The sequence below is a fragment of the Streptomyces sp. NPDC091682 genome (genome assembly GCF_044756625.1).
Lineage (GTDB): Bacteria > Actinomycetota > Actinomycetes > Streptomycetales > Streptomycetaceae > Streptomyces.
This window is the reverse complement of record NZ_JBIVTH010000034.1, coordinates 37,561-51,554: the sequence shown is the minus strand read 5'-3', so window position 1 is coordinate 51,554 and position 13,994 is coordinate 37,561. Positions and strand designations below refer to the sequence as shown.

15 protein-coding genes are annotated in these 13,994 nt (G+C 71.8%); 4 read left to right on the top strand and 11 right to left on the bottom strand.

Features of this window, described 5'->3' with window-relative positions; genetic code table 11:
* Window positions 1-89: 89 nt before the first annotated feature.
* The 5 genes from pyrE to ACIQK6_RS40210 form a co-directional block, all read right to left on the bottom strand.
* A complete protein-coding gene (gene pyrE, locus ACIQK6_RS40230) occupies window positions 90-629 on the bottom strand; it encodes an orotate phosphoribosyltransferase (protein WP_329099949.1) in 540 nt (179 codons plus the stop codon).
* Window positions 630-662: 33 nt separating this feature from the next.
* Window positions 663-1,451, bottom strand: coding sequence for an aldose 1-epimerase (locus ACIQK6_RS40225; protein WP_402697364.1), 789 nt, complete (start codon window positions 1,449-1,451; stop codon window positions 663-665).
* A 33-nt stretch (window positions 1,452-1,484) separates the two neighbouring features.
* Window positions 1,485-2,303 carry an SRPBCC family protein gene (locus ACIQK6_RS40220; protein WP_329099951.1) on the bottom strand — a complete coding sequence of 273 codons (819 nt, stop codon included), beginning with the start codon at window positions 2,301-2,303 and terminating at the stop codon, window positions 1,485-1,487.
* 33 nt (window positions 2,304-2,336) lie between these two features.
* The gene (locus tag ACIQK6_RS40215) at window positions 2,337-3,980 is read right to left on the bottom strand and encodes a polyamine aminopropyltransferase (RefSeq protein ID WP_329099954.1); all 1,644 of its coding nucleotides are present in this window, start codon (window positions 3,978-3,980) and stop codon (window positions 2,337-2,339) included.
* Window positions 3,981-4,095: 115 nt separating this feature from the next.
* Window positions 4,096-4,644, bottom strand: a complete 549-nt coding sequence (locus ACIQK6_RS40210) for a DUF2617 family protein (protein WP_329099955.1) — start codon at window positions 4,642-4,644, stop codon at window positions 4,096-4,098.
* A gap of 761 nt (window positions 4,645-5,405) precedes the next feature.
* On the opposite strand from ACIQK6_RS40210, the gene ACIQK6_RS40205 reads away from it, so the two are divergent.
* The gene (locus tag ACIQK6_RS40205) at window positions 5,406-6,602 is read left to right on the top strand and encodes a pyridoxal phosphate-dependent aminotransferase (protein WP_329099956.1); all 1,197 of its coding nucleotides are present in this window, start codon (window positions 5,406-5,408) and stop codon (window positions 6,600-6,602) included.
* A 73-nt stretch (window positions 6,603-6,675) separates the two neighbouring features.
* Here the strand turns inward: ACIQK6_RS40205 and ACIQK6_RS40200 are convergent, their stop codons facing one another.
* Both ACIQK6_RS40200 and ACIQK6_RS40195 read right to left on the bottom strand, forming a co-directional pair.
* On the bottom strand, window positions 6,676-7,026 hold the full coding sequence (locus ACIQK6_RS40200; RefSeq protein WP_402697359.1) for a hypothetical protein: 351 nt from the start codon (window positions 7,024-7,026) through the stop codon (window positions 6,676-6,678).
* Window positions 7,023-7,508: a prevent-host-death family protein gene (locus tag ACIQK6_RS40195; RefSeq protein WP_329099958.1), complete on the bottom strand. Its 486-nt coding sequence runs from the start codon at window positions 7,506-7,508 to the stop codon at window positions 7,023-7,025. The genes ACIQK6_RS40200 and ACIQK6_RS40195 overlap by 4 nt, the downstream gene beginning before the upstream one ends.
* A gap of 325 nt (window positions 7,509-7,833) precedes the next feature.
* Here ACIQK6_RS40195 and ACIQK6_RS40190 point away from each other — a divergent pair, with 325 nt between their 5' ends.
* Window positions 7,834-9,024, top strand: coding sequence for a glycosyltransferase family 39 protein (locus ACIQK6_RS40190; protein ID WP_402697357.1), 1,191 nt, complete (start codon window positions 7,834-7,836; stop codon window positions 9,022-9,024).
* A gap of 3 nt (window positions 9,025-9,027) precedes the next feature.
* Here the strand turns inward: ACIQK6_RS40190 and ACIQK6_RS40185 are convergent, their stop codons facing one another.
* Entirely contained in the window at window positions 9,028-9,573 is a 546-nt protein-coding gene (locus ACIQK6_RS40185) for a YbjN domain-containing protein (protein WP_266594553.1), read from the bottom strand.
* A 123-nt stretch (window positions 9,574-9,696) separates the two neighbouring features.
* On the opposite strand from ACIQK6_RS40185, the gene ACIQK6_RS40180 reads away from it, so the two are divergent.
* Window positions 9,697-10,017 carry a hypothetical protein gene (locus tag ACIQK6_RS40180; protein WP_402697355.1) on the top strand — a complete coding sequence of 107 codons (321 nt, stop codon included), beginning with the start codon at window positions 9,697-9,699 and terminating at the stop codon, window positions 10,015-10,017.
* 94 nt (window positions 10,018-10,111) lie between these two features.
* Here the strand turns inward: ACIQK6_RS40180 and clpB are convergent, their stop codons facing one another.
* Window positions 10,112-12,712: an ATP-dependent chaperone ClpB gene (clpB, locus tag ACIQK6_RS40175; RefSeq protein ID WP_329099961.1), complete on the bottom strand. Its 2,601-nt coding sequence runs from the start codon at window positions 12,710-12,712 to the stop codon at window positions 10,112-10,114.
* A 123-nt stretch (window positions 12,713-12,835) separates the two neighbouring features.
* Here clpB and ACIQK6_RS40170 point away from each other — a divergent pair, with 123 nt between their 5' ends.
* Window positions 12,836-13,297, top strand: a complete 462-nt coding sequence (locus ACIQK6_RS40170) for a pyridoxamine 5'-phosphate oxidase family protein (protein WP_329099962.1) — start codon at window positions 12,836-12,838, stop codon at window positions 13,295-13,297.
* 134 nt (window positions 13,298-13,431) lie between these two features.
* Here the strand turns inward: ACIQK6_RS40170 and ACIQK6_RS40165 are convergent, their stop codons facing one another.
* Together ACIQK6_RS40165 and ACIQK6_RS40160 are read right to left on the bottom strand one after the other, a co-directional pair.
* On the bottom strand, window positions 13,432-13,713 hold the full coding sequence (locus ACIQK6_RS40165; protein WP_329107757.1) for a (2Fe-2S)-binding protein: 282 nt from the start codon (window positions 13,711-13,713) through the stop codon (window positions 13,432-13,434).
* A gap of 29 nt (window positions 13,714-13,742) precedes the next feature.
* On the bottom strand, window positions 13,743-13,994 hold a 252-nt coding region (locus tag ACIQK6_RS40160), incomplete at its 5' end, for a hypothetical protein (RefSeq protein ID WP_402697352.1).

Genomic DNA, 13,994 nt, shown 5'->3' with positions numbered 1-13,994 from the left:
ACCTGGACGCTCACCACGGCCACCGCATAAGCGAGAGGGCCTCCCGGCCTACGGCCGGACGGCCCTCCAACAAGATCTTCACGAGTCTTCTAGGCGAGGCCGAGGTCCTCGAGGAGGTATCCGGTGAGGTAGGGCAGGCCCGCTGCGGCGATCGCACCGGCCGCACCGCGGTCGACGATCGTGGCGACGGCGACGACCTCGCCGCCGGCCTCGCGGACCGCCTCGACGGCGGTCAGCGGGGACCCGCCGGTGGTCGAGGTGTCCTCGACCACCAGGCAGCGCTTGCCCTTCACGTCGGTGCCCTCGATGCGGCGCTGCATGCCGTGGGCCTTCTGCGCCTTGCGGACGACGAAGGCGTCCAGGCGCTCGCCGCGCGCCGCGGAGGCGTGCAGCATCGAGGTCGCGACCGGGTCGGCGCCCAGGGTCAGGCCGCCGACGCAGTCGAAGTCGAGGTCGGCCGTGAGGTCGAGCATGACCTGGCCGACCAGCGGGGCCGCCTCGCCGTCGAGGGTGATCCGGCGGAGGTCGATGTAGTAGTCGGCCTCGAGGCCGGAGGAGAGGGTCACCTTGCCGTGCACGACGGCCTTGTCCTTGATCTGCTGCAGAAGCGCATCGCGTACGTCACTCATGCCCCTGAGCTTAGAGGGGGCCGAGAAGACGGCCTAGCCGAGTCGGCGCCACGTCCAGGTGGTGGAGACTTCCAACGGATCCACCGGGGTGACCAGGCGCGGGAGGGTGTTCAGCCCGTTCGGCGGACCCGACTGGGGCTCCACGCAGACGGCCTCGGGCTCCTCGTCGTAGATGACCACCCATTCGGCGCGACTGGTGACCCGCAGTGCGAGGGCGCCGGGCCAGGTGAGGGTGACGTCGACGCCGTGCGGCATGCCGAAGCAGTCGTCCCAGGGGCGGGGCTTCGGGTCGATGCGGTTGCCGGTCGGGATGTGGTCGGCGCCGCGCTCCTCCTGCCACGCGGGCTCGAAGGAGACTTCCGCGTCCGGGCCTCCGGCCCCCAGGTTGCGCAGGAACCAGGGGTGCCAGCCGACCTGGGCCGGGAAGGAGTCCCCGTACGTCTCGACGCCCATGGTGAGGGTCAGCGAGTCCTCGGTGAGCGTGACGACCTGGGTCACCCGGCCGGGGTACGGCCACGGGTCGGCGAGGTCGTAGGCGAAGGCGGCCTCGGTGGCGGTGGCCCCGGCCGGGCGCCAGGGCGAATCGCGACCGAAGCCGTGCAGCGCGTGCGGCGGGTGGTTGAGCGGCATCTGATGGACGTTCGCGCCGTCGCGGAACTGCCCGTTCGCCGTCCTGCCGCACCAGGGGACCATCGGGAAGGCCCCGAACCTCGGCCCCTGGCGCAGCAGTTCCGTTCCGTCGATGCGCAGGCTGCTGATCCGGCAGCCGTTCTGCTGGTCGACCGTCACCTCGGCGCCGCCGGCGCTCAGTTGCGTACTCATGCGGTCGACCCTAATGCGACCGGGACCCGCTGATCAGCGACGGCGCCGCAGGGCTCGGCCGATGACCACGGCCGAGGCGAGCGCGAAGGCGGCGGCCGGGGCGATCCAGCGCAGGCTGTCGCCGGCGCCGGCGGAAGCGGGCGCGGGGACCGGGGCGTACCGGCCGCGCGGCGGTGCGTGGTCCACCTCCTCCGCACTGCGGCCGATCATGGTGCGGCGGGCGTGGGCGGCTTCGGCCGGGGGCCGCGGGGCTCCGTCGGAGCCCTCGAACCGGCCGGCTAGGAAGGGGTCCAGGGACGATGGCGGTACGTCGGTCTCAAAGAGGGAGGCGGTGACCTCGGTGCTGGCGTCCTCGACGAACCCGGGCCCCGCTCCTCCCTCCGCTTCCTCGGCTTCGGCCACCGGGTCGCCCACGGCGTCGGGCGCGGAGCCGAGGGCCAGCAGGCCGGCGGCCCGGTCCAGCAGCCGCCGCACGGCGGTGGCCGCGGCCTCGGGCGGGAAGCCTGCGGCGCGCCCGTCGGCGGTGGCCTCGGTGCTGAAGTCCAGCCGGGTCCCGTCCGGGACCGGGGTCAGCCGCAGGTCGAGGGCGAACTTCACGGTCCCGCTGCCCCTGGCCTCGGTGCCCTCGCCCGCGAAGGCGAAGTGCCCGGGGTCGCCCTCGGTGACGGTCAGGGCGCCCCGGTAGGTCACGGTGCTCCCGCCGACCCGGACCTTCAGCCGGCCGGAGACCGGCCCGGCATCGGTGTCGGCGTCCTGCTGGAGTCCCGGCACACACCGGGCCACCCGGGCGGGGTCGCGCAGCACGGCGCGGAGATGGTCTGCCGGTACCGGAACGAACACCTGATGCTCCATGTGGTCGAGCCTACCGACGAGACCCGCACCGGGTCACGAATACCGCGGGTGCGGCAGCGTCGACGGCGGCAATCCGGGCACCCGGGTGCGTTCCGCGTCGCGTGCGGCGTCCTGCAGGGAGCGGGTCGACAGCGAGCGCAGCGCGGGCGTGTCGCGGTCCACCCGCAGGGGCGGGTCCTGGTCCTTGGCGGCCAGGACGAAACCCCAGTCCTGCGGTGGTGCGTCGGTCGCGCCGTGGGGGGTGCGGTCGGGTCCGGCGGCGAAGCCCGTGAGGCGGCCGCCCGCGCTGTAGGGCGCGGTGCGCAGTCCGGCCGCGCGGAGGGTGGAGTCGACGGTCCAGTACGAGCGCGGGCGCGTGGCCAGCGGTCCGGCGTGCACGGCGATGCGGCCCCCGGGGCGCAGGGCCCGCGCGGCCAGCCCGTAGAACTCCTGCGAGTACAGCTTCGTACTGGGAGTGATGCCCGGGTCGGGGAGGTCGGAGACGATGACGTCGAAGCGGTCGTCGGCGGCCGGCCCCCGCAGCCAGCGGAAGGCGTCCTGCGTGACGACGGCGAGCCGCGGGTCCTCGTAGACCCGGGCGTTGAGCGCGGAGAGCATCGGATCGGTGCGGGCGAGGCGGACCACGCCGGGGTCGATTTCGACGACGGTGACGGAGGAGACGTCCCGGTAGCGGAGCACCTCGCGCGCGGCGAGCCCGTCGCCGCCGCCGAGGACCAGGACGCGGGCGTGCGGGCCGGTCATCGCGGGGTGGACCAGGGCCTCGTGGTAGCGGTATTCGTCGTAGCCGCTGACCCGCAGCCGCCCGTCCAGGTAGAGGTCGAGGGAGCGCGGGGAACCCGTCTGCGGCCCGGTGAGCACCAGCTCCTGCACCCCGGTCTGGACGGCGACCCGCACCTCCCCGCCGTAGACGGCGCGCCGGGCGGTCCGCTCGAAGTCGTCGGCGAGGACGGTCGCGGCGGCGAGCACGGCCAGTACGGTCACGTTCGCGCCGATCAGCAGCCAGCGGCAGCGCCGGCTCAGGTCCCGGCGGAACAGCCACAGGACCAGCCCGCCGCCGACGATCACGTTGACGGTGCCGGTGACCATGGCACCGGTGAGCTGACCGAGCACCGGGAGCAGCAGGAAGGGGAAGGCGAGGCCGCCGACGAGTGCGCCCACGTAGTCGGCGGCGAACAGGTCGGCGACGGCGCCGCCCGCGTCCTGTCTGCGGATGCGCTGGATGAGGACCATCAGCAGCGGGATCTCCGCGCCGATGAGCACCCCGATGGCGAAGGAGAAGGCGACGAGCGCGGGGCGGGACTCCCCCAGCCAGGCGAAGCTCGCGTACAGCGCTATGGCCGACAGCCCGCCGAGGAGAGCCAGCCCGGCCTCGATGGCGCCGAATCCGAAAGCGGGCCGGTGGCGGAAGCGCTTGGCGAGCAGGGAGCCGACGCCCATGGCGAAGACCATGACGGACAGCACGACCGACGCCTGGGTGACGGAGTCGCCGACGAGGTAGGTGCCGAGGGCGAGCAGCTCCAGCTCGTACACGAGCCCGCAGGCGGCGCAGACGAACACGGTGGCCAGGACGAGGAGTCGGCCGGTCCGGGGCCGTACGGGCAGGGCCGCCTGGGCGGTCGCGGCGCCCCGGGGATCCGGAGCCGGGAGCACCCGGCGCGGGACGGAACGGTCGATCATGCAGCGAACCGTACGTCACCACTCACCCACATCCGGTCACCCACATGGGTGTAAGTGGCGTACTGATCCGGCCAGTTGGCGTAACCGTGGCGGGATAATCGCGCCCCGGCACCCGCTAGGTCAGCGCGGGCGATTCCAGAGCCGTCGCCGCGGGCGCCCCGATCCGCATGCCCACCCGCGTCCGGGTGGCCACCAGCTGCCCCTCCTGCGGGTACGCGTGCCAGGTCCGCCAGAGCACCTGGCCCTCGTAGCGCTGCGCGAGCATGGCGGTGAAGGCGTACGGACTTCCGGGAAAGGTCCCCGCTAGTCCGTTCGGGTGGTCCGCCACCAGTGCGAGCAACTCCTGTGCCCGCCCGGCGAAGGAGCCTCGGGAGAGGGTTTCGACCCGCGCGGCGAACTCGTACTCCCAGTCGCCCACCCGCTTGGCCACGCCGAGCGGCAGCGGCGTACTACTGCCGGGCATACAGGCGACGGTCTCCGAGCAGAGCACCTCCCCCTCCTCCAGGAGCACCTGGTGGGACGCCCCGAGCAGGCGCAACTCCACCTTCGCCCCCGAAAGTTCGAGGTTCAGTACGGCCAGGGCGGGCAACCGGTCCCGACCCAGCGCCCAGGCGAGATCGGCGGCACGCGTGTCGGTGTATGAGGTCTGGAGGGTCGTGAGCATGAGTCGGCTCCGCAAACGCGCGAGGGAGATGGGCCGGGGCCCGCCAGCGGTAGCAAGCACGGGTGGGGGGACACCGGCACGGGTCCACAGGAAGTCCCGGGAGGTCCGAGGACTGGTCTACTCAACCGAGGGAATCATGAAAGGCACGGCACTCACAGCGTTTTTACCCAACTTGACGGGGTTTACATCCCCCCGGGGGCTCCGCAGTTCACGTGTTCAAGAAGTTGCGTCCCGCGCGTCGTCATGCATCGGCGAACAAGAGGGCGCCGGGCGGTAGTCGGACCGCCGAACGCCCTCGTCCACGCGACGTCGCGCAGGTGTTTCGCACGTGCCGGGCCGAAGCCTCGCACTGCCCCCGTGCCGGCTGGAGCTGCCCCCGTGTCAGCTGGAACCGCCACCGCACCCGCCACCCCCGCCGCACGAGGAGGACGATCCCCCGCACGACGAGGAGGATCCGCAGCCGCCCCCCGAAGAACCGCCGTCACCCGTCCACCAGCTGCTGTGGCCGTGCACGCGACGCCGCCGGTACGAGCCCCGCCTCGTGGACGGGCCCCGCCCCGCGGACGAGCGGACCAGCTTGGTCAGGAAGTACGCCGCGACGAAGAGCAGGATCACAACCAAGACGAACCCCATGTTCGCCACCTCTCTCACACCCCGGTCGTCCCGGGGGAGCGGGATCCCCGCGTCCCGCGTGAAGGGGGAATGCCCCCGGGCCGCGCGACCCAAAGCACACTTGAGGAAGTCCAGAGGTTGCCCTCAGGATGACGACCATGAGCACACCCGTGGGCAGCGACCGCCCCTTCCTGAACCGCCGCCTGGCGGCCTTCGGCACGACGATCTTCGCGGAGATGTCGGCGCTGGCCGCGCGCACCGGTTCGATCAACCTCGGCCAGGGTTTCCCCGACACCGACGGCCCGGCGCAGATCGCCGAGGCTGCCTCCCGCGCGGTCCTCACGGGACTCGGCAACCAGTACCCACCGGGCCCGGGCGTCCCGGAGCTGCGCACCGCGATCGCCGCGCACCAGCACCGCTTCTACGGGCTCGACCACGACCCCGACACCGAGGTCCTCGTCACGGCGGGCGCCACGGAAGCCATCGCCGCCTCCCTCCTCGCCCTCCTGGAACCGGGCGACGAGGTCATCGCCCTGGAGCCGTACTACGACTCGTACGCGGCCTGCATCGCCATGGCCGGCGCGGTACGCGTCCCCGTCACCCTGCGCCCGCACGCCGGAGCCTTCGCCCTCGACCTGGACGAACTGCGCGCCGCCGTCACCCCGCGCACCCGCCTGCTGCTCCTGAACACCCCGCACAACCCGACGGGCACCGTCCTGACGCCGGCCGAGCTCACGGCGATCGCCGAACTGGCGATCGAGCGCGACCTGCTGGTCGTCACGGACGAGGTGTACGAGCACCTGGTCTTCGAGGGCGCCCACACCCCCCTGGCGAGCCTCCCGGGCATGCGCGGGCGCACGGTCACCATTTCCTCCGCCGGAAAGACCTACTCGTTCACCGGCTGGAAGGTCGGCTGGGTCACCGCGCCCGCGGAGCTGATCACGGCGGTGCGTTCGGCGAAGCAGTTCCTCACCTACGTCTCCTCCGGCCCCTTCCAGTACGCGATCGCCGAGGCCCTCGCCCTGCCCGACAGCTACTACGACGACTTCCGCGCCGACCTGGCCGCCAAGCGCGACCTCCTGGCCGACGGCCTCGCGGCGGCCGGCTTCGAGGTCTTCCGCCCGCAGGGCACGTACTTCATCACCACGGACATCACCCCGCTCGGCGAGAAGGACGGCCTCGCCTTCTGCCGCGCCCTCCCGGAACGATGCGGCGTGGTCGCCGTCCCGAACCAGGTCTTCTACGACGACAAGGCCGCGGGCAGGACCCAGGTCCGCTGGGCCTTCTGCAAGCGGCCGGAGGTTTTGCAGGAGGCGGTGGAACGCCTCGGTCGACTGGCTCGCTGAGTAGCGGGCCACGGGGACGTGCGGGCGCGGGGCCGGCCTTCCAACCGGCCCCGTCCCGCACGGGAACTACGAGCTACTCGGTTTCCTCGGGGTGCTGAGTGGACGCGTACACCGGAACGACAGTCGATGTCTCGGGGCTGACCGGGTAGCGCACCCGGCCGCCGCTCGTGACCTCGAACTCCCACTGCTCCAGCGCGGATCCCTTCCAATCCTTGGTGGAGAGCCTCCCGCGCAGCTGGTGCTGACGGTTCCAGTTGTCACGCGACAACGGGTCGGTGCGCAGCGCCTCGAGGCAGCGGTGGGCGCTGGGCAGCGCCGCGCGGCACAGCTCCTCCCACCCCGTCACGGCCTCCGTGGTCCCGAAGACCACGTTCCACCCGCTCAGGGGTGGGACGCTGACACGATCGCCCTTCTTCGGGCTCACCCGCCCACCTCGACCGGGCCCAGGTCGTCCCCGTCGAGCGGACGCAGAGCTTCCTTGAGCTGCTCAGGATCCGCGTTGATACGAGCTGTCGCCCTCCAGGAGACGAGCGCGCGGTGCACGGCGTCCCGCGCGCCCAGCTCCGCCGCATCGGAAAGCGCTTCCAGGAGTTCCACGGTGAACGCACGCATCTCTCCGTCGTCCAGATGCCGCACCCACGGGAAGACTTCGGGCAGCGCCAGCAGGAGCGACCGGGCTCCGTCATCGTGCTTCATGAGCGCGAGGAAGAGCCGGGACGCCGTCGTGAGGTTCTCCTCGGTGCGTTCCGCGTGCGCGGCTGTCGTCAGCACCATGTCGGGCGCGTCCCGATGCGTGACACGCAGAGCACCGAGGACGGTGGCCCGGGCGGCTACGGCCTTCGGGTTTCTCGACAGATCCGTGAACGAAACCGACTCGGGTTCGGCTCCCAGGTAAGCAAGGCTCATACTCAGACTGTACTCAGATTGTGTTCTGAGTGCCAGGGTTTAGCGGGCCGGTGCGCAGCGCCCCAAGGCAGCGGTGGGCACCGGGCAGCGCCGCGCGGCACAGCTGCTCCCCGCCCGTCACCGCCTCCGTGCAGGACGTCCTGCGCGAGGCCGCCGAGCGGCTGCGCCGGCCGTGGGCCGTCCCTTTCGGACGGGCCGTTCCGACGTCCGTCACCCCGCGTCCTTGCGGGGTTGTGGGGCCGGTGTGAAGCTGTGCGTCGTGCAAGTGCCCGAAGCCCTCACCGCCGGGTGAGCGGAACCACCGCGAGCTGGAGAGTCGGGATTCATGGCAACGGGCAGAGCGGCCGTGTCCGCGTCGCCGCTGGAGATGCGCGCGGTCCGGGCCGTGCGGTCGGCCGCGCCGACCACCGTGCTCGCGCTCGGGGTGTTCGCCGCCGTGCGCGGGGCCGGGGTGCTGGTGCTCGGCCTCGGGGCCTGGTGGGCCGGGCGGGATCCGCTGAAGGTGCTCGGCAGGTCCTGGGACTCGGACTGGTACCTCCGGATCGCCGCCCACGGCTACGGGCGGACCCTGATGTGGCCCGAGGCCACCACCGGAACCGGGCCCGTCCAGAGCGACTACGCCTTCTTCCCGCTCTACCCCACCCTGATACGGCTGGTCTCCGAGATACTGCCCGGCGGGATGGTCCCCGCCGCCCTCCTCGTCGCATGGGTCTCCGCCGCCGTGGCCGCCCTCGGGATCTACCGGGTCGGAGAGCAGGTGATCGGGCCGCGCGCCGGGCTGCTGCTCGTGGGGCTGTGGGCGGCACTGCCGCACGCCGTGGTGCTCACCCTCGCCTACACCGAGGCCCTGCTGACCGCCTTCGCCGCCTGGACGCTGTACGCCCTGCTGCGCGGCCGCTGGCTGTGGGCCGCCGGCCTCGCCGTACTGGCCGGGCTGACCCGGCCCACCGGGCTGGCCGTCGCGGCCGCCGTCTCGGCCACGGCCCTGTACGCGATCCTCGTACGAAGATTCCGGGCACCCGAGGTGTGGCTGGCCGGGCTGGTGGCGCCGGCGGGCTGGGCGGCGTACGTCCTGGCCGTCGGGGCGAAGGTGAGCGATCCCCTCGGCGGCTACTTCGCCGTCCAGCGCGGCTGGGGCTCCCGCTTCGACTTCGGCATCGGGGCACTGCGCTCCGCCGAGCGGGTGCTGACCGGCGGAGCCGTGCCGCTCGCCACCACCGTGACCGTGGTCCTGCTGGCCGCGGCCGGGCTGCTGGCGGTGCTGCTGGTCCTGGACCGCACCCCGCTGGCGCTGCTCACTTACACCGCGGTGCTGCTGGTCATCGGTTTCGGCGGGGCCGGATTCTTCGAGTCCAAGCCGCGATTCCTGCTGCCGGCCTTCCCGCTGCTCCTGCCGCTGGCCGCCGTCATGGCGAAAGCCCGGCCTGGCACCGCGGTCATGGTGACCGCGGTGGTGGCCGGGCTCGGCTACGGCTACGGGCTCTACCTGCTGCTGATCGCCCGTGTGCCGCTGTAACGGCTAGCTGTCCGCGTCGCCGTTGCTGTCGTCGTCGCCGTCGGTGGAGTCGATGTCCTGCTCCAGGCCGAGCTGCTCGACGAGCCACTTGTCGAACTCGATGGACGCGCGGACCCAGCTGACCGTGGAGGACACGAAGTGCTCCAGGTTGACGCCGGTGCCGATCAGCATCTGCGCCTCACCGATCAGGCGGACCGAGCCGTCGTCGTGGGTGTGGCTGTAGACCTTCGGCCACAGGGTGCGGCGGTTCCAGTCGTCGATCGACTCGAGAAGCTGCGGCTTCTCGTCGATCTTGTGCGGACGGTCGTAGAAGGTCCGCACCGAGAAGACCTGCTGCTCGTCCTCGCCGCGGAACATGAAGTACGTGCGGAACTCCTCCCACGGCGCCGCGAGGTCACCCTCGTCGTCGACGACGTACTTGAGCTCCATCTGCTCCAGCAGCTGCTTGACCAGATCCTGGTCGGGGACGACGGGGCCCGCCGGTCCTGTGGCCTGCGGATCGGGCTGCTGCCCTCCGAAGTTCGGAATCGAGGCCGGGTCGATGCTCACCGTGTTTTCCCTTCGTGCGGATACCTGCATCCTCCCCCATTGCGCCCACCCCGTGTCCAGCCCCGCACGTACGATCCGCTCCGGGCAGAAAGCGTAAGAATCGAGTAAGGGGGGCGGATCGCCGTGCGCGTTGCGTTCAAGCCGGTCCTGGGGCTGTCGCTGGCCGTCTGCGTCGCCGTGGGCGCCGGGGCGCTGTGGCGGGTCATGGAGGATCCGGGCGACGGGGGCGGCCCCCGGGGGACGGCCGACTGCGCGCGGGTCATGGAGTTCGCCCGGATGGCCCCGCCGGCGGGCATGCGGAACGCGAAGTGCGACGACCCGGAGAGCGAGGGGTGCTTCGTCCTCGCCCACGACGCGCCGCAGCCCGGCCGGGCGGCCGGGCTGCGCATGCGGATCACCCCGGAGGTCGGCACGACCGCGAAGGTCCGCTTCGACGCGTCCTGAGGCGGTCGGCGGTGCCCCGGGGGCGGCCGGCCGCGTCCTCAAGACGGCGGCCGTGCCCCGGGGCGGCGGCCGTGTCCCGGGGCGGCCGCCACGCTCAGAGGGCCTTGCCGACCAGCAGGTCCTCCCCCGCCACGTCGACCCGTACGGTGTCGCCGTCCCGGACCTCGCCGGAGAGGATCTCCTTGGCCAGGCGGTCCCCGATCGCCGTCTGGATCAGCCGGCGCAGCGGCCGGGCGCCGTACGCCGGGTCGTTGCCCTTCTCAGCCAGCCAGGCCAGGGCCTCGGGCGTGACGTCCAGGGTCAGCCTGCGGTCGGCCAGGCGCCGCGCCAGGCGGTCGATCTGGAGCTGCGCGATGTGCGCGAGCTCGTCCTGGGTCAGTGCGGAGAAGACCACCAGGTCGTCCAGGCGGTTGAGGAACTCCGGCTTGAAGGAGGCCCGCACCACGTCCAGGACCTGCTGCTTCTTCTGCTCCGGCGGGGTCAGCGGATCCACCAGGAACTGACTGCCCAGGTTCGAGGTCAAGATCAGGATGGCGTTGCGGAAGTCCACGGTCCGACCCTGGCCGTCCGTGAGCCGGCCGTCGTCCAGGACCTGGAGCAGCACGTCGAAGACCTCGGGATGGGCCTTCTCCACCTCGTCCAGGAGCACCACGCTGTACGGGCGGCGGCGGACGGCCTCGGTGAGCTGGCCGCCCTCCTCGTAGCCGACGTAGCCGGGCGGGGCGCCGACGAGACGGGCCACGCTGTGCTTCTCGCCGTACTCCGACATGTCGATGCGGACCATGGCCCGCTCGTCGTCGAAGAGGAAGTCCGCGAGCGCCTTCGCCAGCTCCGTCTTGCCCACGCCCGTCGGGCCGAGGAAGAGGAAGGAGCCGGTCGGGCGGTCCGGGTCTGCGATGCCGGCCCGGGTGCGGCGCACGGCGTCGGAGACGGCCCGGACGGCCTCGCCCTGGCCGATCAGGCGGCGGCCCAGCTCGTCCTCCATGCGCAGCAGCTTCTGGGTCTCGCCCTCCAGCAGGCGGCCGGCCGGGATGCCGGTCCAGGCGCCCACCACGTCGGCGATGTCGTCGGGGCCGACCTCGTCCTTGACCATCGAGTCCTTGGAGTGTCCGGTCTTGGAGGCCTCCGCCTCCTCCTCGGTGGCCTCCGCCAGCTCGCGCTCCAGGGTCGGGATCTCCCCGTAGAGCAGCTTGGAGGCGGTATCGAAGTCGCCGTCGCGCTGGGCGCGCTCGGCCTGCCCGCGCAGGTCGTCCAGGCGCTCCTTGAGCTCGCCGACCCGGTTGAGGGACTGCTTCTCCTTCTCCCAGCGGGCGGTCAGCCCGCGCAGCTCCTCCTCCCGGTCCGCGAGGTCCTTGCGGATCTTCTCCAGGCGCTCGATCGAGGCCGGGTCGGACTCGTTCTTCAGGGCCAGCTCCTCCATCCGCAGCCGGTCCACGGAGCGCTGGAGCTCGTCGATCTCCAGCGGGGAGGAGTCGATCTCCATGCGCAGCCGGGACGCGGCCTCGTCGACGAGGTCGATGGCCTTGTCGGGGAGGAAGCGGGAGGTGATGTAACGGTCGGAGAGGGTCGCGGCGGCCACCAGCGCACTGTCGTTGATGACGACCTTGTGGTGGGCCTCGTAGCGGCCCTTGAGCCCGCGCAGGATCGCGATCGTGTCCTCGACGGACGGCTCGGCGACCAGTACCTGCTGGAAGCGCCGCTCCAGCGCCGGGTCCTTCTCGATGCGCTCGCGGTACTCGTCGAGCGTGGTCGCGCCGACCATCCGCAGCTCGCCGCGGGCCAGCATGGGCTTGAGCATGTTGCCCGCGTCCATGGCGGAGTCGCCGCCGGCACCGGCGCCGACGACCGTGTGCAGCTCGTCGATGAAGGTGATGATCTGGCCGTCGCTCGACTTGATCTCGGCCAGTACGGTCTTCAGCCGCTCCTCGAACTCGCCGCGGTACTTGGCGCCGGCGACCATCGCGCCGAGGTCCAGGGAGACCAGGCGCTTGTTCTTCAGGGACTCGGGGACGTCGCCCTTGACGATGCGCTGGGCCAGGCCCTCGACGACGGCGGTCTTGCCGACGCCGGGCTCGCCGATGAGCACGGGGTTGTTCTTCGTCCGGCGCGAGAGCACCTGGACGACGCGCCGGATCTCGTGGTCGCGGCCGATGACCGGGTCGAGCTTGCCCTCACGCGCGGCTGCCGTGAAGTCGGTGCCGAACTTCTCCAGGGCCTTGTACTGACCCTCGGGATCGGGGGTGGTCACCCGCCGTCCTCCTCGTGCATTCTCGAAGGCGTCGAGCAGCTTCTTCGCCGTCGCGCCCTGGGCGGAAAGGACCTCGCCGGCCGCGCCGCCCTTGGCGGCGACGGCGATGAGGAGGTGTTCGGTGGAGAGGTAGTCGTCGCCGAGCTTGCCGGCTTCCGCGTCCGCCTCGGCGAGCACGGCGAGCAGGTCGCGGGTGGGCTGCGGGGGCGCGACGGTGGAGCCGGTGACGCTGGGCAGGGCGGCGAGCAGCCGCTCGGCCCCGGCCCGGACGGCGGCCTGGTCGGCGTCGGTGGCGACCAGCAGGTCGATGACGTTCTCGTTGTCCTCGCCGACGAGCAGGGCCAGCAGCAGGTGCGCGGGGGTCAGATCCGCATGACCGTCCTTGACGGCCCTGCTGGTGGCCGCGTTCAGCGCGTCCCGGCTCTTGTTGGTCAGTTCGGCGTCCACTGCGTCTTCTCCTCTCCCCGAGGGGTAGCTCCCACAACAACACTGACAGGGTCAGCGTATGTAAAGTTGAGTCTATTCCACTCAAGGCACGGGAGAACAGCGTTCCCCCGTACCCTTCGGGCCATGTCCCATGACGTACTCAACCCGACGCCCGAGTACCTCGCCTTCTGGCGGGAGCGGCACGTCTGCACCTTGACCACCCCGCGCCCCGACGGCACGCCCCACGTGGTGCCGGTGGGGGTGACGTACGACCCGGAGGCCGGCCTGGCCCGGGTGATCAGCAACCGGCACAGCAAGAAGGTGCGCAACATCCTGGCGGCGCAGGAGGCGCAGGGCGTGCAGGAGGCGCAGGAGGGCCGGGCCGCGCGGCCGGGCGGCGCGCACGCGGGCGCGCGGGTCGCGGTCTGCCAGATGGAAGGCCGTCGCTGGGCCACGCTGGAGGGCCGCGCGGTGATCCGCACGGACGAAACGTCGGTCGCCGAGGCAGTGGCGCGCTACGCGGAGCGCTACGGGCGCACGCCGTCGCCCAATCCAGACCGGGTCGTCATGGAGATCACCTTGGACCGGGCCATGGGGCGCGCGTAATCCGTTGATCCTTCATCTTGTCCGGTTCAGGCACTGGACGCGGACATCACAACGGCGCCATCGTGGTCAGGTCCACGATGGCGCCGTTGTGTGGGGGTAGCGCCTGAGCGATCTGGAACGGCGGGGGAATCGCTTCAGGCACTGCGGGGGGTGGCGGTGGTGATGTCGGGTTCAAAGAGCTGGTGGTCCCGCCGATCGAGATTGACGAAGACCATTCCGTAGCGCACCTCACAGCGGACGGGCTGCGGCGCGCCCCGCGGGCGACGCAGGCACCGGTAGGCACGTACGTCCTCGTCCTCCTCGCGCACGACGACGATCGGTTGTCCGAAAAGGGTGACCATCACCGAGTCGCCAGGGCGGGGGATGGCCGTGGCGAGGTCGATGAATTGCCAGCCCGAACGGTAGGCGGAGGCCATCTCGCGGCGGAAACCGCGATCGTCGGGGGTCACGCGGACACCGTCACAGGCGCATCGGTCCAACCCGTGTCGCCGTTCCCGCCCAGCTGGCCACTGGTCCAGCCGGTGTCCGCGTACTTGCCCGCGGGCGCCGTGGTCCAGCCGGTGTCGTCCTTACCCGCGGGAGTCGTGGTCCAGCCCGTGTCTCCCTTACCCGCAGGCGTCGTGGTCCAGCCGGTGTCGTCGTTCTTACCCGCAGGGGCCGTGGTCCAGCCGGTGTCGTCCTTACCCGCGGGAGTCGT